Origin of the sequence: Erysipelothrix aquatica (genome assembly GCF_009828775.2) — a bacterium.
Lineage (GTDB): Bacteria > Bacillota_I > Bacilli_A > Erysipelotrichales > Erysipelotrichaceae > Erysipelothrix > Erysipelothrix aquatica.
In genome coordinates, this window is record NZ_WTSY02000003.1 from 1 (window position 1) to 26702 (window position 26702).

Consider the following 26702-nt stretch of genomic DNA (forward strand, 5'->3'; position numbering starts at 1 on the left):
ATCTATTGTATTACACTTTGATTAAAAACATACGGATATGTGAACATTCACATAAATGAAGAAACAGCAAATTTACCCATTCGCTGTTTCTTCATTAATAAGCATTTTCATATAGTTTTTGATCATTGTTTCTTTTGCAAATTCCTGTGCGCGGGCAACACATTGGTCAACAGAATACGCATCAAATGAGAATGTCTCTAGTGTATTCACCAAGGCATCAATATCATTTGCTGCAACAACCTTCCCTACTGCTGCTGTGACAACTTCAGGCACTGCAGTCTTATCATAAGTGATAACAGGTGTTCCAGTAGCAAGTGCTTCAATTGTCGTCATACCGAGTGTTTCTTCGACACTCAGGTTCAAGTAGATATCGGCATCACTATAAAGTTGAACCAGTTCTTGCTGGTTATTTGTACGTTGAACGCCGGTTATGTTTTGGGGCAAGGTTGTAATTTGTGATTCACTCACACCAACTAGTGTTATGTGATAACGATCATCCAAGCGCTTTGCAAGTTCAACAAAATCTTGCAAGCCTTTGCGTGCCTCCCATAAATTTGCCACCCCTAAAATTTTTATTTTATTATTTTGGGTTGGTTCTTGTGGTTTAAAGACTTCTAAGTCGATGCCATTGTAAATTCTCGTAATTGGATATTCATTAAAAAATGTATCCATTTCAAGATTTTTGAGCCATTCAGAAGGAGCCACAACATTTAGATTGTTAAAGTTTGAAAAAGCTTCGCGTTTCCATTTAAAGTTTTCTTTTTGATTAGCGAAAAGTTTAACTTCAGGATATTCTTTTGTCGATACACATTCAACACAGCCCTGATCCCACACCTTGCATCCACTATAAGAAAAATATGCAGAACTCCCACTAAATGCCCAGCAATCATGATGGGTCCAGACGATGCGTGTATGAGGTCTATTTTTCAAATGATTCATCAACATTTTAACGTTAAGGTAGTATCCGTGAATATTGTGTATGTGAATGACGTCAGGATTGTAGCTTTCGATTTTTCGAATCAGCCTAGTTGTTGCTTTATTCGAGTGAAGTCCGTGTTGACCAAAAAGTCGCGTCATACCAACATGCCAATACGTTGCCAATTTATCACCAATGTAATATGAATTGGCAGCATTCGCGTCATAATTTCGACCATATGCAATCAGTGTTTCATGGCCTTCTTCAATGAGTGCGTCGGACAGTTGTCGTACAATTTTCCCTGTACTACCGAAATCTACAACTGAATTTATAAAAAGTATTTTCATGATTTTTGCCAAACTGTTCGATTAACATAATCAGTATATGAAAGGATGATTCGTAATACTTTTTCTGAGACATTAGGCATGCTGTAATCGGCAACGGTTCGTAATGTTTCAGTTGATTGTGTCTCGAGAACGCGTAATGCTTGAAGAATGCGGTCTTTGTGAAGTCCAACCATCATTACCGAAGCCTCTTCCATCGCTTCAGGACGTTCATGTGCCTCCCGAAGATTTAGTGCTTTGAATCCCAAAATTGATGATTCTTCTGAAATCGTACCACTATCACTAAGGGTTACATTTGCGTGCATTTGTAACGTAACATAATCGTTAAATCCCATTGGTTTAAGAATTTGAACGTTAGGATGGAACGTAATATTTTTCTTTTCAATCATATTTCGTGTTCGTGGATGTGTACTGACAATAACTGGCATATCATAAACTTCAGCTATGGTATTGAGTGTATCCACCAGATTCATGAAGTTCACCTCGGAACTAATGTTTTCTTCACGATGAGCTGACACCACGAAATAGTGTCCTTTGCGAAGTCCAAGTGATTCCAATATGGTATTGTTTGCAAGGTCTTGACGTCGTGATTCAATAACTTCAAACATTGGACTTCCGGTTTTAATGATTCGATCAGATGAAATACCTTCGCGTAGTAAGTACTCACGTGCGATATCACTGTAAGTAAGATTAATGTCAGATATATGATCAACAATCTTACGGTTTGTTTCTTCTGGTACTCGTTGATCAAAAGAACGATTCCCTGCTTCCATATGGAATATCGGAACGTGCATGCGTTTCGCAGCAATCGCGCATAAACAACTATTCGTGTCGCCAAGTACCAAGAATGCATCCGGTGCTTCTTTTTGTAGAATTGGTTCAATATTAATGAGAATATTACCAATAGTTCCAATTGGTTGTCCTGTCGCAGTTTCTAAGAAATAATCAGGTTTTTGAATTTTGAAATCTTTGAAAAATACTTCATTTAATTCATAGTCGTAATTTTGCCCTGTATGAACGAGAACATGTTCAATAGCATCACTACTTTCAAGACGGTTGATTACTGCTGATAGACGAATGATTTCTGGCCGTGTTCCAACGACAGTCATAACTTTTAACTTTTTCATTTAAACCTCCATGCTATATGTATCTGGATTATTTGGATCATAATACTCGTTCACCCAAATAATGGTGACAAGATCGATTGCTCCAGTATTAATAATATTGTGGGTATATCCCGGTGGTATGTCAACAACAGTCATATTCTTATCATTAATTTGATATTCAATGAGTTCATTTGTAATAATATGTCGAAATTGAAATGTTCCTTCGCCTTGGACAACCAAAAATTTTTCAATTTTTGAATGGTGCCAGTGATTTCCTTTTGTAATTCCAGGCTTCGATATATTTACAGAAACTTGTCCTGCATGGTCATTCTTAAATATTTCGGTGAAACTTCCACGGTTATCGGAATGCGTCATTAACGGATACGAGAAATCATTAATATCTAGATAACTTAAATACGTACTATAAAGTTTTCGGGTCAAAGGATCCGCAACATCGGGAATTCTTAGATCAATTCGAGATTGCTTGAAGGATTGAATGAGATTCAAAAGTTCTTGTAATGTTACGGTATGTGAGACAGGAACTGTCGCAATGGACTCATCATCAATATTTGGATTGCCATTGATTGCTCGAATCAACTCGTGTACTACATCATCGATATATTCTAATGTTAACGTGACATTAGGATCAGATAAACTTACTTCAAGCCCTCGACTGATGTTGTAGCACCATGTCGCAACAACAGAATTGTAATTTGGACGCGACCATTTTCCAAACAGATTTGAAAAACGATAGATAATAATTCTGCTATTGTTTTTAACCGCGTGTTTTTTCACTATGGTTTCTGCATCACGCTTGCTTTGTCCGTATGCATTATCTAAGGAAACTTGAATGCTACTTGAGAGAACAAATGGTGCTTGATTCTGATGTTGGACCAACAAATCGCAAATTTGTTGTGTCAGGTCAGTATTACCTTCTTTAAACTCAGAAGGGTTCTTAGGTCGGTTTATTCCAGCTAAATGAACAACTGCATCGGCTTCTTTAGTGTACAAAATGAGCTCTTGTTCTGTAGATTCTCTATCAAACGCAAAAACCTCATAACCAAGGTTATGAAGTGATGCGATAAGGTTTCTACCAATGAATCCTGAAGCGCCTGTTACCAGAACCTTCATTATTGAAACCTCGAAAGTTCTTCTTGTATTTCAAATAAATTTGCGAGTCGTTCTTTAATCTCTTCGACATTGAGACGGTATGTGTTATCAGAGTTATACTCTGCATCAGTCGGATGTTCTTCACCATCAATGAAATATTTATCATAGTTTAAGCTTCTTTGATCCATCGGTACACGGTAGTACTCTCCTAAGTCATCTGCTTTCACAAATTCTTCGCGTGTTAAGAGTGTTTCAGATACTTTCTCTCCATGACGAGTTCCAATGATTCGTGTTCCAACTTCTGAATGTGTCATTTCCAAAATTGCAGTTGCTAGATCTTCAATCGTACTTGCTGGTGATTTCTGAACAAAAAGATCACCAGGTTCCCCATTTTCGAATGCAAAGAGAACGAGATCTACAGCATCTTCAAGTGACATAAGGAAACGTGTCATTTGAGGATTAGTAATTGTCAGTGCTTTTCCTTGCTTAATTTGGTCAAAGAACAATGGAATAACTGACCCACGGGATGCCATGACGTTTCCATAGCGCGTTCCACAGATTACAGTTCCTGTTGATTGTGCGAGTCGAGCTTTAGCGATGAATGTTTTTTCCATCATCGCCTTGGAAATTCCCATCGCATTGATTGGATATGCGGCTTTGTCAGTTGAAAGGCAAACAACGCGCTTTACATTATTTTCAACCGCAACTTCTAGAACGTTATCAGTTCCGATTACATTCGTTTTTACAGCCTCAATTGGGAAAAATTCACATGATGGAACTTGTTTTAATGCTGCGGCATGGAAGATAAAATCAACACCACGTACTGCATATGCAAGTGATGATTTATCACGTACATCGCCAATATAAAACTGAAGTCGGTCATCATTAAACTCTTTACGCATATCATCTTGTTTCTTTTCATCACGTGATAAAATCCGAATTTCTTTGGCAAGATTATCGTTAAGTAAACGTCTAACGACTGCGTGTCCAAAAGAACCTGTACCACCGGTGATTAAAATAATTGTATTTTCGTCCATGTTATACCTCCATGTGTTTCATGATAATGTCATATGCTTTGTCACTTGTGTAATGGTTTTTGAGGTAAGTGTATGCCGCCTCACCCATTTGGGTTGCTTTATCAGGATTGTTGATTAGTTCATCCACTGCCTCAAGCCACTGATTGGAATCATTACTTGATACTGCAAAACCATAATTATTTGCAACTGCGATTGTTCCAATATCACTACTTTCATCTGTTGCACAGATGATTGGCATGCTTTGTGCCATATATGCAAGAATTCGCTGCGGATAATTAGGAATGGTAAATTTATGGTCTAAGAATACCAAACCAACATCACACTGCGCCATCACTTGAATGTACTCATGATGGGGTTTGTGTTTGAAATAGTAGAGTGACTTTGGTTTTTCGTTTGCTATGTAATCAGTAATCAGATCAGCCTGAGCGCCACTTCCGACAATAACGAACCCTAGGTCTTCACGGTCTTTGATTTTCTCATAACATTCCAGGATGAATGGAACAGATTGAGGTAATCCCAAATTACCACCATAGAACAGAAGTTTCTTATTTTCAGGTAATCCTAATTCATTTCGTGTCAAAGGCTTCCCTTCATCGGTGTTAAGACTTGTCGTATTGGGAAGTACTTCAACTTTATCAACAAGATCTGGATTTTTTTCAACGATATAGTCTAGGTTTCGTGGTGACATGGTTCCGATAAAATCAGATAATGCATACAGTTGTTTTTCCATATGCTTGAAATATCGGTAAATAATTCCTTTTCCCATAATATTTAAGTCGACTGCATTCTGAGGAAAGATATCCTTTAGCATGAGATAGAAGAATGCATTGGGATTTGTTTTGTGTAAATACTTGAGTGTACTTACGATTGTTACTGGAGGCGTTGCGTAAAGAACAATATCATAGGTCTCATTGGCAAGTTCTTTTTTTATCGTGCGTTTGAGTTTTGAATCAAACGTGATTGTCGCAATTCCTTTTTGAATCATATTTTTATTTTTTGTGAGTTTTGCGGATCTGCTCATGACATAACGAATATTGTCATGAACATATGAATCTGATACTTCGACTGAAGGTGATTCGCTGCTATAGGCAATCGTGACAGTATGACCTTGTGTTGCAAAATACAACATAAGATCGGAATAAATTCCCTTGTCGACGACGCCAGCATGCGTTGAACTCAGAAATAGTACATTCATAGTGACACCTTCTTTCTAATTCTTAATCGTACTTGTTGATTGTGCGGGTTCTACCCAAATTAATGTATTGTCGAGATTATAAATCTCACGAGTTTTAAAACCTTCTGTAACTATAAACGCATTATTGTAGAGTCGTGTTCCTGTTGAAAAGTGGCGATCTACCAATGGTTTATTATCCATATCTGTGTAGACATGCATTGGAACGGTTTGGAAGACAATTTCATAGATTTTGTAATCATTTTGGACGAAGGTCCGTTCTAAAACGCTCGTGATTTGTGTGACATCATCAAATAGAGCTAGAATTCGTGAATCAAGTTCGTTTTGTGTCATCTCAACAGTCACTGGGTACTCATTACTGCGAGCGAAATCAAGCGCTACTTCGGGGCCAATTGTGCGTGGATCGGAAATTGACTCAGTTACTAAATTGTAAACAGAATCAATTGGATATCCTCCATAAAAGTTTGGGTACATAATATTGTAGCCATAGATTGGGCTTCGCGTATTCGATGTTAAATCAGTAACTCGTTCCCCTCTTTGGTTCAAGTAAATATATGTTTGAAGACTTTCCGACCAAACTGAAACAAACGTATCTTGCTCACGTGCAGGTGTAATTGCGACCGTCACCATTGGTTCTTTGGATTTAAATTCTTGATAACGTTCATCACGTTGTTCATAATCATAAACTAGATGAGCATAAGTGCTTTTAAACTGAGTTGCATCTTTATTCATGAGTGTCGTATATGGCATCATTCGTGCATTCCCAACAAACTCAGTTTGTTCTGCCATTGTACTTATTTCTTTCATTAGCGAAACACCCAAGAAAATTACGAGTGCACCGGTCACCACGATATGGATTGCTGAGAATAGTCGCGAGTAAACTTCTGGAACTTTTGTAACAATCATCGGGAACACAAGAATTGCAAGTATATAGTAGTAAGACGCAAACCGTCCTGCAGCTACTGGAGCAAATGATAATGCAAGATAAAGTGCAAATCCAAGCAGAAATGCATTGACGATATTCTTTGAGTAATCGTCTACAACAATTGCTTTATAAAATATAAACGTTCCTAAAAATAAAGCAATTCTAGCTAATGATGCAAATGAGAGAAGGTTTCGATAACCCGTTGTTCCGACATATTCGAGGAAACGTGCCACAATTTCAATATGAGCAAATCTTCCAAGTAACGTACTGAATGGTAGTAAACTGATAACAATACATGTAACAAAAATTACAATAATTGCATTTCTGGAGATATTGATCCGTTTTGAAATAACATACAAGAGTAAAATCAAGGCACTTGAATGGAAGAGCGATAGTCCAAGAATTAATAGGATTTCAGCCCATACAGGCATTTCAAAGTCTTTATCAAATAGGAGAAGTGCAAATGTAATCACAAGACCTTGTCGTAATGCACTAAAGTTCCACACAAACAAGAACATCGCATAGTAGACAACCATAGATAGACCAACATTTTCCGAGTTTCGATAAATCCACCAAGACATTGCCAAGATTTGGAGTGTAGAGAGAATTGCAACAAAACCCCAATATGGGATATGTAGCAATCCGAACCCTTTCATCAGATATAGAAAGCCAATATCTATGTTGGGAAATTCCCATTGCATAACAGAGGTCGATACAAAAGATGTCTTATCGTAGAGATACTGATATGAGAAGTAATCGGCACCCACGCCATATCTCATAACTGAAATAAGAATCAGTGGCACTGCCGCAAAGATTAAGCGTATAAGTTTGTCTTTCTGTTCGTATTTCTTTGGCAACGGGATAAAACTAATTGCCAGAAGATAGATGAATAGTAAATAATACATAATTTACCCCTTCTCTACGCCTTATCTTGGAACATTTGAACAATGGAGTCTGCAATTTGAACACATGCGGTTCCGTCACCATAAGGGTTCGTTGCATGAGACATCGCATCGTAAGTTTCTTGATTGTTCAATAAGTCATAGAATGCATCATAAATTGGAGTTTCTTCAACACCGACAAGTTTGAGTGTTCCAGCAGCGATTCCCTCAGGACGTTCAGTTGTATCACGCATAACGAGAACTGGTTTCCCTAAACTTGGTGCTTCTTCTTGGATTCCCCCAGAGTCGGTTAATACAAGGTATGACGCATTTAAAAAGTTGTGGAAATCAATCACGTCAAGCGGTTCAATTATACGAATGCGATCGTCATCTCCGAGAATTTCATCTGCGATGCTTCGAACAACAGGATTCATATGAATTGGATAGACTGCTTTAGTATCTGGATGAGTGTCGATGATGCGTTTAATGGCTTTAAACATTTGACGCATCGGCTCGCCAATATTCTCGCGGCGATGTGCAGTTATAAGAATCAATCGACTGCCTTTTGCCCATTGGAGGATTGGATGGTCGTAATTATCACGAACTGTTGTTTTTAAAGCGTCAATTGCGGTATTACCAGTAATAACCACAAGTTCTTCGGAGATTCCTTCACGAATTAAGTTATCGTAAGACTGTTGTGTCGGTGCAAAATGTTTCGCAGCAAAGAGACCTACAGCCCGACGGTTAAATTCTTCAGGGAATGGTGAATAGATATTGTATGTTCTTAATCCAGCTTCAACATGCCCTACAGGAATTTGCATGTAGAATGCGGCCAGTCCTGAAACAAATGTTGTTTGTGTATCACCATGTACGAGAATAATATCTGGTTTTTCAATTTCTAAGACTTCTTTGATTCGGTTTAGAATTTCAGTTGTAACATCGAATAAGGTTTGCTTTGGTTTCATGATTGCAAGATCGTAATCAGGGACAACGTCAAAGACTTCAAGGACAGCATCTAACATTTCACGGTGTTGACCTGTCACGCAAACAACTGATTGAATCGCCTCGCGGGATTGTAGTTCTTTGACAAGTGGGCACATTTTAATCGCCTCAGGGCGTGTACCAAATATGGATAATACTTTAATCATTGTTTTTCCTCCGATTTAAGTTTGTAAATTTTTCTCATAAAGACAACTTGGTTGTTCCAAAAACGTTTCATACGTTTGGGATCAAATGCGATACGGTAGAGCCATTCAAGGTTCATTGCCATGATTAATTTAGGTGCACGTTTAATCATACCGCTTAAAACGTCGATACTACCACCACATCCGATGAAGACACCTTGTTGAATTGCTGCAGCTTCAATCATAAAACGTTCTTGACGCGGAACGCCCAACGCAATCAGTACAAGATCAGAGTTATACCCTTTCATCGCTTCGATTGCATCTTCAAATGTATTGTCATAGCCATTAAGTAGTTCATTAATAACAATCCCTGGATATTCTTTATCAAGAATATCTTTAAATTTATCGAGAACCTCTTGTTTTGCACCATAGACAAAAAGCGAGAAACCTTGCTCACTTGAAATTCTAAGCATGTCGCTCACTGTATCAACACCGGTAATGCGTTTAATATCTGCAGAAAAAAGCTTGTTGTACCCCTTCACAACCCCGATTCCATCTGGAGTTATAAGCGTAGATTCATCAAGGAGAAAACGAGCTATGGATTCATCTTGGCTTCCGTGCATCATAATTTCTGGGTTTGCTGTCACTAAGTTGACCCGTTCATGTTGCATAATTTTTTGTGTCAAAAATTCATTGACTTCGTCACGCGGCATTTGCGTAACTTTTTTGAGTAAGTCTTTCATTGTTCAATTCCTTTCGGCACTTATAAACCGATACGTTCAGTTCGTAAATATCTGTATCTATAATATCATATTTGGTGGTCATAGTTAACCATTCCTGATGAATATCTCATGATTACTTCACTACTAAATTTATTTCAAAACAAGAAAAAACCTAAAGAAAATCTTTAGGTTTAAGGTTTATTCTTCGTTATCTTTGTTCCAGAAAATTTTACGGTTATAGTATTGGCTTGTTTCACCAAGGGCCTTAAAGATTGGATCATGACCTATAGTTTCGGTCAGGGTAGGAACGCCTGAACTTAAGTCAGTTGCGATCCCCAGCTTTGATCCTTCGATTTCTACACCTATTGCCGATAGAACAGTTGGGAAAATATCTGTAGCATTAAATCCTCGATTACGAGTAATGCTTGGATCCAACTCATCCCATACTGGATTGATAATCATGTTGAATGTAGTGCGTTCATAGTCTGAATCAATCGTTGTAAAGTATGTCTTATCCATACTTAAGTGGTCTCCATTAACGACGATTGTTGTGTTTTCATAGAAGTCCTGAGCTTTAATCCAATCAATGAAATCTGCAACAATACGTTCATCACATGTAATTGAGTTTTCATAAGGATGAATTGATGGTGCATCACAGAGCTCGTCAACATAACCATCTGGGAAGTGCGTATCAACCGTCTCTACAACTGCATGGAATGGTTGATCTCCGGCACTCATCTCAAGAATTGATTCTTTTGCGAATTCTAACATAGTACGATCTTCAATTCCGAATTGACCTTTGAAGTACTCGTGTGATGACTGACCTGTCTCAATATAATGAAGTCGGTCGTAGATGTCATAGTTACCATGTTGTTCGTAGTAACTCTTGACACCATAATCTGAACTTCTTGCGCCGACTATGAGTCGATTGTGATATCCATTCGCATAAAGGATATCACCAAGGTTCGTCAATCCTGGCATGTAATTTTCGACGGTTCCATCTTCATGTGAAGTTGGTGGCCAAACGTATGGAATTCCACTTGTTTGGGTTACCATACCTCCGATAGACCATGTTGCACCAGGAACTGTACGGATTCCACCATATGTTGATTGATGGGAGAAATTGACTGCTTCGCCATCATCAAGATATTTGGTTAGGGATGGAATCAGGTTTTGTTCCATCGCACCGCCATTTGCTTTATCAAAGTATGTTGCTTCTAATGATTCAAAGAAGATATAGATTAGATTGCGTTTTTGTTCTGGGAATTTAATGTCGACCGAATTTGGATCGATATAGTACGTTTCGAACAACTCATTGTCCGAGGTAAAATAATTATAAATCTCCGGCATTTTCAACGTATACGATGCATGCATTAGAACTGCAATTGCAAGAACAAGTGGTAATGCTCGCGAAAAAATCTTAGGCGCGATTCCGACACGTGATTTACTTTCTTTATTAATCGGGGTTGTGAGAACATCTGAGTAAATGACAAATCGCCATGCGATGACACTTACAACACTAGGCACCGTAATTGCAATAATATCACGCGTAAATGTTCCGGTTTCGGAGTTTATTGGTGATAAGATATTGAAAAGAATGATATCAAAAGTAATGTTCCCTAATGAACCCAACAACCATAAATAGTATAGTGTACCAATAGAAACTACGGATAATGCAATCCATGAAAACAATCTATAAAGTGGTAACTTTTTTAGCTTGGTTTTAGCATTACAAATAATGAATGCAACGATTGCTGCGACAAATACTATCGCCGAAAAATAGACAAAGGCACGTTTTGCCGTAAAATATTGATTTAGGAAACTGGCATCATACTTAACGATACTAAAAGCATTGGTTACGATTAACGTCATAATGACAGTTAATCCAAAGTGTGTCTTTAAATCGATGTTTCGTTTTGATAGAAACCAAAGCCCCAAACTCAGTATGAGCGGTAAGATCAGTGTTATAAAAATTTGAAAAAACATACTTCCCTCCAGTAGATATATTAATTCTCATCTGACGAAACCGTCAGAATGTTTGATTCGTAAAATTCACTGCGCATTTCCATTACTTTTCGTAAATACTCGATTGTGTACTTTTCAGAAAGTGTTTGTTTTCCTGAAGAAAGATCAACCCCTATTCCTAGTTGCGATCCATCAAATGATACCCCTAAGGCTGATAGCACAGTTGGGAGAACATCGAGTGCAGAATAGGTGCGGTTTTTGAGCGTTGCCTGTGGCAATGCTTTATCCCAAGCAGGATTGAGATACATGCTGAATGTTGTACGGTCGTATGATTGATCAAGTGTTTGGAAATATGTTGCATCCATGCTCAAATGATCGCCATTAATAATTACCGTCGTGTTTTCATAAAAGTCTTGTTGAACGACCCAATCTAAGAATTCACCAATAGCAGCGTCATTACAGCTAATTGCATTTGCATATGGTTGTCCAAATGGTTTTTCACATGCCGAGTCGGTATATCCATCTGGGAAGTGAAGATCATTGGTTTCTAATACAAGATTAAACGGTTGATCGGACTGACTGAATTCATTCAATGACATTTTAGCCATATCAAAGAGTTTTCGGTCTTCAAAGCCCCACCACTCTAAGTAGTCTTTATCAAGCCAACCGACTTCTTTAACTTTACCCCAATCGTAGATTTCGTAATTACCGTGTTGCTCATAGAAACTACGGATGCCATAAAATGAGGCATTCGCTCCTGCAATAAGTCGTTGACGGTAGCCTTGTTCGTGAAGAATGTCACCAAGGTTTACCATCCCTGGTAAAAACGATTCAACATAGCCATCCTCACGTTCTCCTGGAGGTTTCTTATACGGAATCCCAGACATCTGTGTTGACATTCCGGCAATTGACCATGTTGCTCCAGGGACATTTTGAATTCCACCATAAGGCGCATCCGTATTTGAAAAATTGACAGCTCCGCCTTCCAAATAACGTGTTAAATTTGGAATCATATTTACATCATGATTGCCACCACGTTCTTTATCAAGATAGGTCGTTTCCAATGATTCAACGAAGATATAGATTAGATTTCGTTTCTTTTCAGGAAATTGTAAATTTGCATCCTGCGGATTTACATAGTGATCTTCAAAGAAAGCATCATTTGACAATGCATAACTAATGATTTGTGGTACATATAAAGCTTGGAATGATAATGACACTACCAAGACTGCAATGATTGCCACACTCATTCGATTCGTGAAGCGGACCCATAATGGTGTGCTGCGTCGGGATTTCCAACGAATTGGCGTCACTAAATCTTTTGAGTATGCGATTGTAAAGAATCCAAAGAAGATAGCAGCAAAGTTGCTACCAAGACCAACAATGTCATTTACAAAAGTTCCTGTTTGTGTGTTAATTGGTGAAATAAGGTTGTTAAGCACAATATCAAAGGTTAGTGTTCCCATTGTACTTAGAATCCAAAGAATATAAATAATCATAAATAACAAGATACTGAGTATACTTGCGGTGTAAAACCGGTAGATTCTGATTGTATAATTGTTTTTCTTCATCATTCGAATAATCAAATATGATGCTAGAACAGCTACTAGAGCAATACCAATATGTAACGCATAGAATCGTGGATTGCGGTTGACATGACCAATTACTGATTTACCACGCATGAACCAGTTCACTGCGTTACCGATTGTTACCGTTAATAATATAGCTAGCGCAGCTACATCGCGAACCTTCATGGTTTGTCGTGTTGCTTTAACTAGAATCCATGCTCCTAGAAGCGGAAACAGAATTATAAGACTTACATTAAATAGCATATTAATTCCCTCACTCAATGCTTTTATGATATCACTTTCAGTTAACAAAACAATAACATTTCGTGATATTCGTTAAAAAAGCGCTGTAGTAGCGCTTAAAATGGTTTTGGTTGAATCTGTCCTAAAATGACTGGCTTTGATGCTCCAGTTGCTGTCGGAACATTACTTGGTTGCTTATTTAGGGTTTCATTCCCTAAAATTACGAAGGCAATCGCTTCTTTAGCATCACTTGAGAATCCTAGAGATTCTTGAGTGATAACTTTGACACCATCAAGCATTTCATCAATTAAGGATACGAGGAGTGGATTGTATGCTCCTCCCCCACCAAGAATGACTTCATCAATTGTGTGATGTGGCATCACGAAATCTTTATACGCTTGAGCAATCGTGAATGCTGTAAAGTAGGTCAAAGTGTAAAGAACATCATTCGCTTGATCTGGATAGCTTTCACAAATTTCTTTAACAACATCTTCACCAAACATTTCACGTCCCGTTGATTTAGGCGGGGCGATGTTCAGGTATGGATTCGTTGCTAGCGTATCAAACAAATCTTGAATTAAATGACCTTGTTTTGCCATTGAAGCATCTTTATCGTACGGTTTCTGGTAGAAGTATGCCATTGCAGCATTCATCATCATATTACCAGGACCTGTATCAAATGCACTGACATCATCTAGTTGAGCGTTGGCTGGAATAACGGTAACATTACCAATTCCGCCAATGTTTTGCAAAAGACGTGTCTTGTTAGCGTCCCGATACAAGACAAATTCAGTATATGGAACTAACGGCGCACCATCTCCACCAGCGACCATATCCATCATTCTAAAATTAAAGACAACATCAGTATTATGATCATATGCCAAATAAGACGGATCTCCAATTTGTAAGGTTGAACGAACATGGGGCGCTTTTGCATTTGGCAAGTGATGAATTGTTTGCCCATGTGATGCGATAAAGTCAATCGCACCTTTATACTGTGTTTCATCCAATAATTTTGTTACTGCGTTTGACCAGATCATTCCCAGTTCCATGTTTAAAGATGTAATGTCATCAACACGTGATGATTCTGGGTGACTGACATTGAGTATTTTTTGACGAAGTGTGTCATCGATGTCGAGTGATGTAAATCCTAAAACCTCAAGATTTGTATCAACGCCATACCCACTAATTTTCGTAAGTACAGCATCAACACCATCTAATGACGTTCCTGACATCAATCCTATGGCGATTTTTTCTGTCATTATTAGCCTCGATTTGCGATTGCAAGTGCAATACGATCTTCATTTGCTTCTAGTAGTGCTTTTGCTTCTGCTTGAGTTGTGTCTGTCTCTTGCATGACAATTGCTGTTTTCACATGGTTTCCGCTTGCATCAAGTAAGTAAGCAGCACGGTCATAGTCAACACCCGTTGCTTTCATGATAATACCTTTTGCACGCTCAACTAATTTTGCGTTGCTTGTTTTAACGTCAACCATAAGGTTTCCATAGACTTTACCGTATTTGATCATAGCCCCTGTTGATAACATGTTTAGGACCATTTTTGTTGCCGAACCTGATTTCATTCGTGTTGATCCTGTAACAACCTCTTGTCCAACGACTGCTTCGATTGGATAATCGGCATATTGTGCGATAACACTGTCAGCAACACATGCCAATGAAATTGTTTTAGCATTGAGGCTACGTGCATACTTTAAGCCACCAACACAATATGGTGTTCGTCCTGATGACGCAATCGCACAAAGAATATCGTTCTCATTAAAATTAATGCGTTTTAGATCTTCAACAACAATTGTTTCATTATCTTCTGCGGCTTCAACTGGATGGCGTAATGCGACGTCACCACCAGCAATTAATCCAACAACTGCTTCTTCGCCCATTCCAAATGTTGGAAGCACTTCGGATGCATCCAGAACACCAAGACGACCCGATGTTCCAGCGCCAATGTATACAAGGCGTCCGCCGTTTAAAATTGTTTCATAGATTGCGTCAACTGCTTTCGCAATTTGTGGTACAGCAGCACCAACTGCATCAATAACTGCTTGATCTTCTTGATTAATCAAACGAATCATTGCTTCCGTTTCGAGCGTATCAATATGCATCGTGTTTTTATTTTGTTGCTCTGTCCCTATCTTACTCAAATCAATTTTCATAATCTCATCCTCACTTTAACTCCATTATAAAGGGTTTGAAATGTTATTTCAAACCCTTTTGCCTTTTTATGAAATTTTATTAAATGTCACGGATTGTTTTAACACTTTGGCGTGATGCAACCAGTTTTTTACGGGTTGATTCAATGTCATCTTTCGCAACACCTAAATAGAGTAAATCGGAAACTGCGAGCATTGAAAATCGTGATGCAATGGATCCCAAACGAAGCTCTGACTCTTCTTTTGGAATATGTAAAACGATGTCTGCATAACGAGAGAGGTCGTTACGACCAACTTGAGTAACGGCAATAACACAAGCCCCACCTTCAGTTGCTTCACGTTGTGCAATGAGAATTTCACGTGTCATGCCTGAATAGGAAAATGCAATAACCACATCATGCTGATTTATATGTGTCATCGCAGATACCATCAAGTGAAAATCATCAAAATACAGCACCTGTTTATCAATTCGTGTTAACTTTTGATACAAATCTTGTGCCGGAAGACTCGACCCACCAATTCCGAGTAGATAAATACGGCGGGCCCCTTTAAGCGTTTCAATTGCCTTTACAAGTTGGTCCACATCAAGAAGTTTGTATGTTTTATCAAACGTTTCGGCATTTCCAAACTTCGACTTTTGAATCATGGTTTGTACCGAGTCATCTTGCGTGATTAAACGATTTATCGAATCAATAACTTCGATGTCTTCTTTGGATTTCGCAAGCTCTACCTTGAGATGGGTAAATCCTTTGTACCCAATTTTTTTTGAAAAACGTACAACGGCTGCCGCAGATGAGTCAACCGCTTCTGCTAATTTTTGTGATGAGAGCGTGATAACATACTCCTTGTTTTCAAGAATATAATTTGCAATCCGTAACTCTGTATCTGTATAGGTCCCCATATTCTCTTTAATGCGATATATACTACTCATAGAAGCCTCCCAAAATTGCTTATTTAACCTTATGGTATCGTATTTCCTACTAAATGGGAAATATATCACAAAAGATACCACAATTACTGTCTTTTCGGTACTCAGTATTACAAAAAGAACTATAAAAACAACTTATTCGAAGAAAAGTGCAAACAAAAAGGACTTCGAATCGAAACTCAAAGTCCTTGTTTGTTAGTTTAGCGATTTCTTAGGTTTAAAGACCTTTAAAGCGATTGTGACTGCAACGATTCCTGCAGTAAGCTTACCAATCATAACCGGTACGATTAAGTTAGGTTGGAAGTTAGCTGTGAACGCAAGATGGTCCCCGATTACAAACGCACCACAAACTGAGAAAGCAATAACTGCAATAATTTCATGATCTTCGAATGAATCGTCAATCATCGAGAAGAGTGCGATGACATTCGCTGCAGCAGCAAGAATACCTGTCACCACTTTCGATGAAAGTCCAACTTTGTTACCCAAACGTTCCAGCGGTTTCTCGAGACGTGTCTGCATGAAATATACCATTGGAAATGCTCCACAGAGCATAATACCAATATAACCAGCAACTTCAAGCGCACGGTTAATATCTGCTTCATCTGCAATGATGGGTTCAAATGGCCAAACTCCAAAGAGCGTACTGAAGATACCTGTAAAGTACTCAACGACCACTAAAGTAAAGACTATTTTGGTAAATGCATCCATGAAACGACCAAAGCCTTTAAATCCAGCAATCATCATATCTGGTTTTTTCCATAAGCCAAACGCCATTAAGAAACAAATGATGAGTAATGGAATCAAGTTAAGAAAGATTGTTTGGAAAGTCATGTTCAGGATAACTGTTTGAGCTGCAGCACTTGTACTCGACAAGGCACGCACACTTGGACTCATTAACGCAATAATAATATTACTTACAAGAACCCCGACAGGTATCGTAATAAATCCAATCATAATCCCTAATGACATTTGACGGTGATATTTTTCTTTTACCGTTTTTAAAGCCACAGGAATACTAAAGACGATGGTAGCACCAGCCATATACCCTACCGTTGTTGCCATAATCCATGATTCTTTCGTTACAGCTAATGATTCCGCAAGTTGATACCCACCCATATCGACAGCAAGAAATGTCGTTGCTGCGATTGCTGGATCTGCACCAAAGAAGGCAAAAACTGGGCTGATAAAGTTTGTAATCAAACTGATTAAGATTGGCAAGGATGCCATAATACCGGCAACGGGTAAGAAAATACTTCCAATTGCATTGATTCCCTCAAGAAATTGGTTTCCCATTTCACTTTCAGGTTTAAAAATTGATGCCAAACATCCCCATACTGCAAAGAACATGATGATGTAGACAACAACGTCACTAATTATTTTCATAGCGTTTCTCCATACTGTGCTAAAGCTTCGTTTGCATATTTAATACTTGAACGATACCAAATGTAAAGGTATTCGCCGACCGTTGCGCCATTTGATTCTTGAAGAATAGCCCAGATAAACCAATAATATGATGCGAGTGCAACGTAGCCAATAAAGTGGCGACGGCGTTCAAAACTCATCGGTTTGCCTTCGTAACGATCTAAAATATCCATAGCTTCTTCAAAGGTGTAATCTGAACATGCAATAAACGTTCCTAAATCAACACCTGGATCATCAACACCAGCATATTCCCAATCAATGAGATATGGGCGTTTGCCTTGGAAGAGAATATTTGGATCATAGAAATCACAATGGCATAATATTTTCGGATAGTTATCGGCTTCCGTAAATTGGAAAACACGTTCTAATTTATTGTATAATTCATCAAAATCGTCGAAATCATGACGCCCTTTTTCAGCAATCATCGCAATAAAATCATTTGTTTTCTTCCAAACATTGAATTCATATTTACCTTCAAGTTGGAGATCATGGAGTTTACGAATCATTTCAAGAGACGCATTTACTTCATAGTCATTGTGATAGTCCATTGTATGGGTATCGGTAATATAGTTCGCAATTTTCCAACCTTTATCTGGATTCATACAGATAAATGAATCATCAAGACCATATTCTTTCGCTACTTCTTGAGCATAGGCTTCAGCTCGGCGGTTAATGTAGCTATCTGTTCCGACACCTGGATGACGGTACATGTACACTTTATCAAAGACTTCAAATTTGAATGACAAGTTTGTAAGTCCTTTTTTGACCGCCTCAATATTCTTGATATCTTTAAGCTCACAATTTAGAGATGTCGTAATGTTTTCTAAAATCTGCGAATCGGTATTCGTAATATACAAGGTATCGAAGTTTTGAAGATCTTCAAAACTATCGAATTCATGAATTGAATTCGCAGGATACTCCTTACCGTACATCTTTAGTGTTCCGATATGTTTCATAAGGACATATTCCCACAAACGATAACGTGTCGTTTCGTCTTTGAATTCTTCTTTTAAGATACTAATAAATGTATCCGAAAACGCTTTATCAAAATAAGCGTGTCCTGTCATCAATGGTTCGCCGACGCCAATTTCGATATCTTTAATCAATTTACGTGAGTTCATTAATGCATAGAATTCCCCCGAAACATTTGCATGTTCATGAACTACTGCATAACTTGGCCCATACATATAGGGATCAAATGGATTTTCATCATAGTATATGTCTGAGACACAAAGATAGGTATTCTTAAATTGTGGTGCTACTTTCAAAATTGTTGAAATATTGTTGTAGCGGTAATAGTCTTCATTGATGGCGATTTTTACATTGAACTTGTCTTCTAAATAAAAGAACTTCTCTTTCATGTAACCAAGAACCAGTGTGATATCCTTGATTCCGGATGCTTGTAATTGCTTAATTTGCCGTTCGATAAGGATTTCACCGTGAACTTTCAAGAGCCCTTTTGGGTTTTCGTAACCGAGTGGTGCAATCCGGGAGCCCATTCCTGCAGCCATAATAATCGCATTGTCGACTTTATACTGCTGCATGACAGCTGTTCCCTTTTCAGTAATTTGGTTGTCTTTGATATACTCGTTTTCGACTAAAGTGTTTAGAACACTGTTAACACTACCCAAAGATAGTTGGTTAAGCGCACTTGCGTCACGCTGTGTTGTAAACTGATTGAGATGAAATAGTTTTAGGATATCAAATTCGTTTTTTGTTATCATATATTTCTCCTTGTTCATAATTTCCTTAATTCTACCATAAAATGAACGAAAGCAATATATTTAACGATGTTATTGTTGTAAAATTCAGAAATCACATTTTTCCAGTATAAAAAAACGGTCGTTTTCGACCGTTTATCATGAATTATTTATTTTTATTAAAATCAAGATATTCTTCGTAAGTACCAAGATAATCAAACACAGAACCATCTGCTTTAAAATCAAAGACTCGTGTTGCTGTTGTTTCGATAATTTGATGATCATGGGATGCAAGAATGATTGTACCCGGGAATTTAATGAGCGCATTGTTTAATGCAGTAATTGATTCCATGTCTAAGTGGTTTGTTGGCTCATCAAGTAAGAGCACATTGGCACCTAAAATCATCATTTTTGACATCATGCAACGCACTTTCTCTCCACCAGAAAGGACATTAACTTTCTTCAATGCATCATCGCCACCGAATAACATACGTCCCAAGAATCCACGAACAAATGTTTCGTCTTTTTCATCCGAGAATTCCATTAACCAGTCGACGATGCGCTCATCAACTTCAAAGTTCTCTTCAAAATTTTTATTAAAGTATGCATATTCAACACTAGATCCCCAGTTAATTGAACCTGAATCAGCAGGTGTCGTTTCTGAAATGACATCAAAGAACATTGACTTTGCAAGTTCGTTTTCACCGACTAGGGCTACTTTTTCGCCATTTCCAACAGTAAGGTTGAGATTTTTGAAATAGGTAATGCCATCCCCTGTTTTTGTAAGGTCTTCAACTTGTAAAATTGAAGTACCTAAACTACGTTTTGGTTTAAATTCGATAAATGGGTAACGTCGTTTTGAAGGTTGCATTTCTTCGATATTAATTTTTGCTAACGCTTGTTTTCGCGATGTTGCTTGTTTAGATTTCGAGGCATTCGCACTAAAACGAGCGATGAAGTCTTGAAGTTCTTTGATTTTTTCTTCTTTTTTCTTGTTCGCATCTTTCATTTGACGAAGCATCAACTGACTGGATTCATACCAGAAGTCGTAGTTTCCGACAAAGAGTTGAATCTTGCCATAGTCAATATCTGCAATATGGGTACATGTTTTATTTAAGAAGTGACGGTCGTGAGAAACCATGATAACAGTTGTGTTGTCTAAGTTCATAATAAACTCTTCCAACCATTGAATTGCTTCAATATCAAGGTGGTTCGTCGGCTCATCCAGTAATAAAATATCTGGATTACCAAATACCGCTTGTGCCAATAAGACTTTAACCTTATCAGCCGCAGGAACATCCGCCATTTTAGCTTCATGATATTGACTGTCAATTCCAAGACCATTTAAAAGCATGAATACTTCGGTTTCAGCATTCCAACCATCCATATCTGCAAATTTTTCTTCCAGTTCACCAGCACGAATTCCATCTGCTTCACTAAAATCTTCTTTAGTATAGATTGCATCTTTTTCTTTCATGATGGCATATAAGTCTTGGTTTCCCATGATAACTGTTTCTAAGACAGTAAATTCATCATATGCAAAATGATCTTGCTTTAAAAATGAAAGACGTTTCCCAGGTTGGACTGATACATGACCACCCGTTGCATCGAGTTCTTTTGATAACAACTTTAAAAAAGTTGACTTACCAGCACCGTTTGCACCGATAACCCCATAACAGTTACCCTCTATAAAATTGATGGATACATCTTCAAATAAAGCCTTCCCATCAAACATTAATGATAAATTATTTGTACTAATCACACGCATTCTCCTTTTGAATCCAATCAATTATATCATAAAAATAGAAACGGTACGTATTCATTGTCTCGAGATCAGTACTTCTTGAGTGATGGGCTTGAACTGATATTCATTTACATCTAAAATAGAACCATATTGAGGTGAATTTATGAACGCAGAAATTATTAATGTTGGTACTGAATTATTGATGGGAGATGTTGTAAACACAAATGCAACATTCATCGCTAAACACTTACAAGATTATGGAATCAACAATTACTTTCAGACAGTAATTGGCGATAACCCCGCCCGCTTAGAAGCACAAATCAAACAATCACTTAGCCGTAGTGATATGGTCATCATCACGGGCGGTCTAGGACCAACATATGATGATGTAACGAAAGAAATCGTTGCTCAAGCATTAAATTTGGAAATGGTCATGGATTTGGCATCAAAAGAACGGATTGAGTCTTATTTCAAGAAATCACATCGCACTATGCCTCATAACAACCTTAAGCAAGCTATGATTCCAGACGGTTCGCGAGCATTGGATAATAATTACGGAACCGCACCCGGTGTACTCATCGAGCAAAATGACAAAATAGTCATTTTATTGCCAGGACCACCTCGGGAACTGAAACCGATGTTTATGAATTCTGTTATCCCGTTTCTCGCAGAAAAACGCGACTTTATGATTGTTTCCGATCGTGTTTACATCCAGGGTATTGGGGAGTCTCACATCGAGGAAGCGCTCTCTAGTTTAATGATAGAAAGCACCAATCCAACCATTGCCCCCTATTTGCATGAAAATGGGGTCATGTTACGTGTTAGTGCTCGTGCACGTTCACAAGCCGAAGGCCATGCTTTGAATCAGAACGCAGTCAACGTCATTCTTGAAACCTTCCCAGATAATATTATGGGAGTGAATATCGGATCGTTAGAAGAGGAACTGGTTCTCGAATTGACGAAACGCAATCAAACTATCGCAACGGCCGAAAGTTGCACCGGTGGCTTACTTGCGAAACGTATAACGGATGTTAATGGGAGTTCCGCCATTTTCAATTATGGTGCAGTCACATATTCAAATACCATGAAGAATCAAGTCCTCGGTGTCGATTCGTCTCTTTTTGATTCAGTAGGAGCAGTTTCAAAAGATGTAGCTGAAGCAATGGCACTTGGCGTTAAAAAACTTGCTAAAGCTGATTATGGTATCGGAATAACGGGAATCGCAGGTCCGACTGGCGGAACTGTTGAAAAACCTGTAGGAACTGTCTATATCGCCCTAGCAACGGCAGATGGATGTATTACTGAAAAATATATGTTTGGACATCGCCATCTTGATCGCGAAAGTGTTCGTTATGCAGCATCTCAGGCGGCACTTGCCTTAATTCATAAACACTTAAAATAAAAAGCCGTAAAGGCTTTTTTTACTCTTTCCCATCATGCGTCGATAGCAATTCTATGGCCGCTGGTTGTAAGTTGATAGCTTTAATGCGTTCAGTATCAAATTTGGGTTTTCGATTATAGTAACACAACCCATTTTTTTCTTGTTCAATATCATACAATTGTGTGTAACAATAGCCAAACAATTGTGGGTGCTGAAGTAAAACATTTGTAAGTCCTTCATAGCGATCTAAAAATTCAGTTTCAGATTGTGGTTCTGTACCATAACCCCATGAACTTTCACCACTTGGATCCCATTTGATACCGCCATATTCGCTAATACAAAATGCCTGTCCTGATTTATAGGTTTGTCGGGCATCATGTTCATCCCAGAATGCACCATTTGGGTGATGAATCCCTTGGAAATGATACCGTAATTGATCGACATCTTGAGTATAATCATGAACATCATAAAAATCAGTAACAACATGATAATTTCCACTCGTATCAACACATGGTCGTGTTGGGTCCATGTCTTTAGTCGTTCGGTAAATTAACTCGATAATTTCGTCACGTTGAGGCCTTTCCTCAACATTCCATGTCTCGTTGAATGGACTCCAGGTGATAATCGATGGGTGATTAAAATCTCGTTTAACGAGTTGTTGCCATTCGGGTAGGAAATCCGTAATCGATTGGTAATTCGAAAGATCAATGCCCCAGTTTGCCATTTCGGCCCAGACCATGAATCCAGCGCGATCACAATGGTAGTAGAACCTCGGTTCAAACGCCTTTTCATGCAACCGTGCTCCATTAAAACCCATAGATTGACTTAAAGTAATATCATGTTTTAGGCTTTCATCATCCTTCGCGGTATAAACACCATCTTCATAAAAGCCTTGTATCAGCACAAACCGTTGAAATATTGTTTTACCATTGAGCTTAAATTCATACCCGTCAAGTTCAATTTCACGCATCCCAAAATAACTATGAACGGTATCATCTTCAAAAGAGAATGTGACATCGTACAATGCACCTTCACCGATTTCCCATAGATGTAGCTCATCCAATTCTATTTGAACAAATCCATGCTTATTGAGAGTCGTTCGATGCTGTCCGACACACCTTCCATCATAGGTGATTTCAACTGATAATTGCCCTTTTCCTGTAGCAAAAGCTTCAATCGCAATTGTACTATTATGGATGTTTGGATAATATCGAATGCTTTCGAGTCGTGTAAAAGGCACAAACTCTAACCACACAGTCTGCCATATACCCGTTGTGCGGGTATAATCACAACCTCGAGAGTAGTAAAAAGAACTTTGTTTTCCTTTGGGTTGTCTTCCCGAACGGACATCATCCTCAACATAAACAGTCAAAGTATTGATACCTACATGGACATGCTCTCGAATTTCAAATGAAAATGAATCATAACCACCTTCATGAGCTCCTATTGACTGACCGTTCACAAATATTTCTGTTTTATAATCGACCGCACCGAAGTGAAGTATAATTTCGGATTGCAGATGATCTACACCAATCTCAAAATCTCTTTGATACCATACTGCCGGCATAAAATCAGTATATTCAATACCACTAAGCTTGCTTTCTGGAGGATACGGTACGGTTATTTGCCGTATAAATGTGTGCTCTTTTTGCCATTGACGATCTAAACCGCTTTTTCCAAAATCAAAATCAAATTTCCATAATCCATTTAAATTTTGCCAAGTTTGGCGTTCAAATTGCGGATTCGGATGTTCATGTCTGGGTATACTATTCATTTGAGTTCTCCTTCTATTTTATCTATAATTGAATTATACAATCACCAATTTCAGAAATGGTGGATATTTCAATCAATTAAGTGAGGAATACACGCATGAAAGAACATATACTTAGTTTTTTACCCAGTCATTTTCAGACACCGACCCTTTTTCGTATTGAAATTGCGGGAATCACATACCCATTCACCACGTATCATGTCCAACGCCAACATTCGCATATCTATAGTTTTGAGTATGTTGTATCTGGATCTGGAACGTTGAGAATTGATGGTGTCGAATATATTGTGCAACAAGGCGATGTTTTTTTTCTACCTAAGCACCATGATCACGAATATTGGTCAAACCCCAAAAATCCTCTTCATAAACTATGGATTAATGTGTCAGGCAGTTTATGCGATCACCTGCTTCAAACATATCACATTCACAATAATTATGTTTTTCGGAATTTGGATGTATTTGATTGTCTCTCTGAGCTTCTGGTTATATGTGAAAATTATTCTTTAACGCCGCAGCAACGATCACAGCAAACATCGCTTCAATTTCATAAATTGATTCTTCTTATTCACGACCATTCCATCAAAAACGATGCATTACATCTCAGCGAATCTGTCTACAAGGCGAAACAACGATTCGATGATTCAGTGTTTACAACCATATCGATTAGCGACGTCGCCGCACATGTGAATATGTCATCCTCACAACTAACCCGACTTTTTAAGCAGCAACTTCACCAAACGCCTTACAATTACCTTCTTGATAAGAAACTCGAAATGGCACAATTACTGCTCTCGGAGTCTTTTTTAACAGTTCAACAAATTTCTGATCGGTTGGCGTTTTCCGACCCGCAGTATTTCTCTAATATTTTCAAACGCAAAAGTGGATATACACCCACTCAATGGCGGAATACTAATCGCCGTAAATCCGATTAACTCATGGTGAATTATCATGCAATTAACTCTATCCCACAAAAAAAGGAGCCAAGTTTTTACTTGCTCCTTTTTCAATATCGTACTTTGATTACTTTAAAACTATATACTGCTTTTAACTAATAATACGATAGATTCGATATGTGTTGTTTGTGGGAACATATCAACTGGTTGAACACTATCAATGTTATAGCCAGCAGATACGAATGGTTTTAAATCACGAACGAGCGTTGCAGGATTACAACTTACATACGCAATTTTCTCTGGACTTAAGGCAATAACGTCATCAACAAATGATGATTCAAGCCCTTTTCGAGGTGGATCAACAACAACTACATCTGGTTTTAACGATAGTTCTTTAATTCCCTCAATGACATCACCTGCAATAAACGAAATATTTGAGATTTCATTAATCTCTGCATTCTTAACGGCAACGATGACGGCTTCTTCAACAATTTCAATTCCAACAACTTCTTTAGCTCTTTGAGCAAGACTCAGTGATATTGTTCCAATTCCAGAATAAGCATCAAGCACGACTTCTGTTCCATCAAGTTGAAGTGTATCTAAGAGTGTTTGATAGAGTACTTCCGCTTGCGGAGTGTTCACTTGTAGGAATGATTCCGCTGTGACCTCATAAGTGTTGTCAAGAATAACTTCTTTGAATGTTTCCTTGCCATAAACAACTTTTGATTCTGGACCCATTATAGCTGCGGTTTTAAGTGGATTCACATTGTGAATGATACTTACAATATTATCCGATAGAGCTGCAATTGCCGGAACAATTTTAGATTGCGGGAACAAGCTCTTCGAACGTGTTACTAAAATAACCATTACTTCTCCAGTATTTTGACCATGGCGAACAATGATGTGACGAATGTTTCCTGTATTTGTACGAGCATCATATGGTTTTTCATTAAACTCAACGAGAATATCTCGAATTCCAACAACAATTTCATCAATTCCAAGTGCATTAATTTTGAAGTTGTTAACGGGGATGAGTTGGTGCGAGTTATGTTTAAAGACTCCAATCTCCATAGCATCATCAACTTTTCGAACTGGAACTTGAGTTTTATTACGGTAATGCCATTCATTTTCGGCTCCAATAATATGATTTACCAATACATTTTTAAACATTGGGTCTTTTTTGAAAGCATCCTCAACAATCTTCGTTTTGAGTTCTAATTGTCGGGAATAACTTACATGTTGGAGTGGAATAGTACTATTTAGTGCAAGATCTTTCGATTTTACATGGACGCGATCTTGTGATGGAATGAGAAGTTCAGTAATACGACCAAAGGCATATTTTTTTTCAACACGATCAAGCTTTACTAACGCAGTTTCGCCCGTAATTCCTCCCTCAACAAAAATAGGATAACCGTCGACTTTAGCGACGCCTTTCCCTTCGTATGACATATCAATAAATGTCAATTCAAGAATATCATTTTTCTTTAATGAATCAGTATTCATGGTTTCCTTCTTTCTTCGATTATGTTATCGATTGTGGTTTAAATTTCTTAATAAAATCAT

20 protein-coding genes are annotated in these 26702 nt (G+C 38.1%); 2 read left to right on the plus strand and 18 right to left on the minus strand.

Annotated elements, in window-relative coordinates; translation table 11 throughout:
- Positions 1-72: 72 nt before the first annotated feature.
- The 16 genes from GVV20_RS01295 to GVV20_RS01370 form a co-directional block, all read right to left on the minus strand.
- The gene (locus tag GVV20_RS01295; protein ID WP_159740444.1) at positions 73-1263 is read right to left on the minus strand and encodes a glycosyltransferase; all 1191 of its coding nucleotides are present in this window, start codon (positions 1261-1263) and stop codon (positions 73-75) included.
- Complete coding sequence (wecB, locus tag GVV20_RS01300) at positions 1260-2387, minus strand: non-hydrolyzing UDP-N-acetylglucosamine 2-epimerase (protein ID WP_159740443.1); 1128 nt, start codon at positions 2385-2387, stop codon at positions 1260-1262. Before wecB (GVV20_RS01300) ends, GVV20_RS01295 begins: the two co-directional genes overlap by 4 nt.
- A complete protein-coding gene (locus tag GVV20_RS01305) occupies positions 2388-3497 on the minus strand; it encodes a polysaccharide biosynthesis C-terminal domain-containing protein (protein WP_250690166.1) in 1110 nt (369 codons plus the stop codon).
- A complete protein-coding gene (locus tag GVV20_RS01310) occupies positions 3497-4513 on the minus strand; it encodes a polysaccharide biosynthesis protein (protein WP_159740441.1) in 1017 nt (338 codons plus the stop codon). The genes GVV20_RS01305 and GVV20_RS01310 overlap by 1 nt, the downstream gene beginning before the upstream one ends.
- A 1-nt stretch (position 4514) precedes the next feature.
- Complete coding sequence (locus GVV20_RS01315; RefSeq protein WP_159740440.1) at positions 4515-5708, minus strand: glycosyltransferase family 4 protein; 1194 nt, start codon at positions 5706-5708, stop codon at positions 4515-4517.
- Between the two features lie 15 nt (positions 5709-5723).
- Positions 5724-7535, minus strand: a complete 1812-nt coding sequence (locus GVV20_RS01320) for an EpsG family protein (protein ID WP_159740439.1) — start codon at positions 7533-7535, stop codon at positions 5724-5726.
- Between the two features lie 14 nt (positions 7536-7549).
- The gene (gene wecB / locus GVV20_RS01325) at positions 7550-8659 is read right to left on the minus strand and encodes a non-hydrolyzing UDP-N-acetylglucosamine 2-epimerase (protein WP_159740438.1); all 1110 of its coding nucleotides are present in this window, start codon (positions 8657-8659) and stop codon (positions 7550-7552) included.
- The gene (locus GVV20_RS01330) at positions 8656-9378 is read right to left on the minus strand and encodes a WecB/TagA/CpsF family glycosyltransferase (RefSeq protein ID WP_159740437.1); all 723 of its coding nucleotides are present in this window, start codon (positions 9376-9378) and stop codon (positions 8656-8658) included. Before GVV20_RS01330 ends, wecB (GVV20_RS01325) begins: the two co-directional genes overlap by 4 nt.
- Positions 9379-9555: 177 nt before the next feature.
- Complete coding sequence (locus GVV20_RS01335; protein WP_159740436.1) at positions 9556-11343, minus strand: sulfatase-like hydrolase/transferase; 1788 nt, start codon at positions 11341-11343, stop codon at positions 9556-9558.
- Between the two features lie 20 nt (positions 11344-11363).
- Positions 11364-13154: a sulfatase-like hydrolase/transferase gene (locus tag GVV20_RS01340; protein WP_159740435.1), complete on the minus strand. Its 1791-nt coding sequence runs from the start codon at positions 13152-13154 to the stop codon at positions 11364-11366.
- Between the two features lie 95 nt (positions 13155-13249).
- Complete coding sequence (gene anmK, locus GVV20_RS01345; RefSeq protein WP_159740434.1) at positions 13250-14395, minus strand: anhydro-N-acetylmuramic acid kinase AnmK; 1146 nt, start codon at positions 14393-14395, stop codon at positions 13250-13252.
- Positions 14396-14397: 2 nt separating this feature from the next.
- Complete coding sequence (gene murQ / locus GVV20_RS01350; protein WP_159740433.1) at positions 14398-15303, minus strand: N-acetylmuramic acid 6-phosphate etherase; 906 nt, start codon at positions 15301-15303, stop codon at positions 14398-14400.
- A gap of 79 nt (positions 15304-15382) precedes the next feature.
- On the minus strand, positions 15383-16231 hold the full coding sequence (locus GVV20_RS01355; protein ID WP_159740432.1) for a MurR/RpiR family transcriptional regulator: 849 nt from the start codon (positions 16229-16231) through the stop codon (positions 15383-15385).
- A gap of 192 nt (positions 16232-16423) precedes the next feature.
- A complete protein-coding gene (locus GVV20_RS01360) occupies positions 16424-17611 on the minus strand; it encodes an ethanolamine utilization protein EutH (protein WP_159641214.1) in 1188 nt (395 codons plus the stop codon).
- Positions 17608-19374 (minus strand): phosphotransferase, encoded by a 1767-nt coding sequence (locus tag GVV20_RS01365; protein ID WP_159812623.1) that lies wholly within the window; start codon positions 19372-19374, stop codon positions 17608-17610. The genes GVV20_RS01360 and GVV20_RS01365 overlap by 4 nt, the downstream gene beginning before the upstream one ends.
- Before the next feature lie 142 nt (positions 19375-19516).
- Positions 19517-21112, minus strand: coding sequence for an ABC-F family ATP-binding cassette domain-containing protein (locus tag GVV20_RS01370; protein ID WP_159812625.1), 1596 nt, complete (start codon positions 21110-21112; stop codon positions 19517-19519).
- Positions 21113-21257: 145 nt separating this feature from the next.
- Here GVV20_RS01370 and GVV20_RS01375 point away from each other — a divergent pair, with 145 nt between their 5' ends.
- The gene (locus GVV20_RS01375) at positions 21258-22496 is read left to right on the plus strand and encodes a competence/damage-inducible protein A (protein WP_159812627.1); all 1239 of its coding nucleotides are present in this window, start codon (positions 21258-21260) and stop codon (positions 22494-22496) included.
- Between the two features lie 19 nt (positions 22497-22515).
- Here the strand turns inward: GVV20_RS01375 and GVV20_RS01380 are convergent, their stop codons facing one another.
- A complete protein-coding gene (locus GVV20_RS01380; protein WP_159741035.1) occupies positions 22516-24249 on the minus strand; it encodes a glycoside hydrolase family 2 protein in 1734 nt (577 codons plus the stop codon).
- A gap of 95 nt (positions 24250-24344) precedes the next feature.
- Between GVV20_RS01380 and GVV20_RS01385 the strand changes: the two genes are divergently transcribed.
- Positions 24345-25178 (plus strand): helix-turn-helix transcriptional regulator, encoded by an 834-nt coding sequence (locus GVV20_RS01385; RefSeq protein ID WP_159741034.1) that lies wholly within the window; start codon positions 24345-24347, stop codon positions 25176-25178.
- A gap of 99 nt (positions 25179-25277) precedes the next feature.
- Here the strand turns inward: GVV20_RS01385 and rlmD are convergent, their stop codons facing one another.
- On the minus strand, positions 25278-26642 hold the full coding sequence (gene rlmD, locus GVV20_RS01390; RefSeq protein ID WP_159741033.1) for a 23S rRNA (uracil(1939)-C(5))-methyltransferase RlmD: 1365 nt from the start codon (positions 26640-26642) through the stop codon (positions 25278-25280).
- Positions 26643-26702: the final 60 nt, after the last annotated feature.

Bases quoted from the DNA above. Each gene is read 5' to 3' on its own strand.
- murQ (WP_159740433.1), bottom strand. From the start codon at position 15,303: ATGAAAATTGATTTGAGTAAGATAGGGACAGAGCAACAAAATAAAAAC.
- GVV20_RS01295 (WP_159740444.1), bottom strand. From the start codon at position 1,263: ATGAAAATACTTTTTATAAATTCAGTTGTAGATTTCGGTAGTACAGGG.
- GVV20_RS01305 (WP_250690166.1), bottom strand. From the start codon at position 3,497: ATGAAGGTTCTGGTAACAGGCGCTTCAGGATTCATTGGTAGAAACCTT.
- GVV20_RS01340 (WP_159740435.1), bottom strand. From the start codon at position 13,154: ATGCTATTTAATGTAAGTCTTATAATTCTGTTTCCGCTTCTAGGAGCA.
- GVV20_RS01385 (WP_159741034.1), top strand. From the start codon at position 24,345: ATGAAAGAACATATACTTAGTTTTTTACCCAGTCATTTTCAGACACCG.
- GVV20_RS01320 (WP_159740439.1), bottom strand. From the start codon at position 7,535: ATGTATTATTTACTATTCATCTATCTTCTGGCAATTAGTTTTATCCCG.
- GVV20_RS01335 (WP_159740436.1), bottom strand. From the start codon at position 11,343: ATGTTTTTTCAAATTTTTATAACACTGATCTTACCGCTCATACTGAGT.
- rlmD (WP_159741033.1), bottom strand. From the start codon at position 26,642: ATGAATACTGATTCATTAAAGAAAAATGATATTCTTGAATTGACATTT.
- wecB (WP_159740438.1), bottom strand. From the start codon at position 8,659: ATGATTAAAGTATTATCCATATTTGGTACACGCCCTGAGGCGATTAAA.
- anmK (WP_159740434.1), bottom strand. From the start codon at position 14,395: ATGACAGAAAAAATCGCCATAGGATTGATGTCAGGAACGTCATTAGAT.
- GVV20_RS01380 (WP_159741035.1), bottom strand. From the start codon at position 24,249: ATGAATAGTATACCCAGACATGAACATCCGAATCCGCAATTTGAACGC.
- GVV20_RS01310 (WP_159740441.1), bottom strand. From the start codon at position 4,513: ATGGACGAAAATACAATTATTTTAATCACCGGTGGTACAGGTTCTTTT.
- GVV20_RS01365 (WP_159812623.1), bottom strand. From the start codon at position 19,374: ATGATAACAAAAAACGAATTTGATATCCTAAAACTATTTCATCTCAAT.
- wecB (WP_159740443.1), bottom strand. From the start codon at position 2,387: ATGAAAAAGTTAAAAGTTATGACTGTCGTTGGAACACGGCCAGAAATC.
- GVV20_RS01315 (WP_159740440.1), bottom strand. From the start codon at position 5,708: ATGAATGTACTATTTCTGAGTTCAACGCATGCTGGCGTCGTCGACAAG.
- GVV20_RS01360 (WP_159641214.1), bottom strand. From the start codon at position 17,611: ATGAAAATAATTAGTGACGTTGTTGTCTACATCATCATGTTCTTTGCA.
- GVV20_RS01355 (WP_159740432.1), bottom strand. From the start codon at position 16,231: ATGAGTAGTATATATCGCATTAAAGAGAATATGGGGACCTATACAGAT.
- GVV20_RS01375 (WP_159812627.1), top strand. From the start codon at position 21,258: ATGAACGCAGAAATTATTAATGTTGGTACTGAATTATTGATGGGAGAT.
- GVV20_RS01330 (WP_159740437.1), bottom strand. From the start codon at position 9,378: ATGAAAGACTTACTCAAAAAAGTTACGCAAATGCCGCGTGACGAAGTC.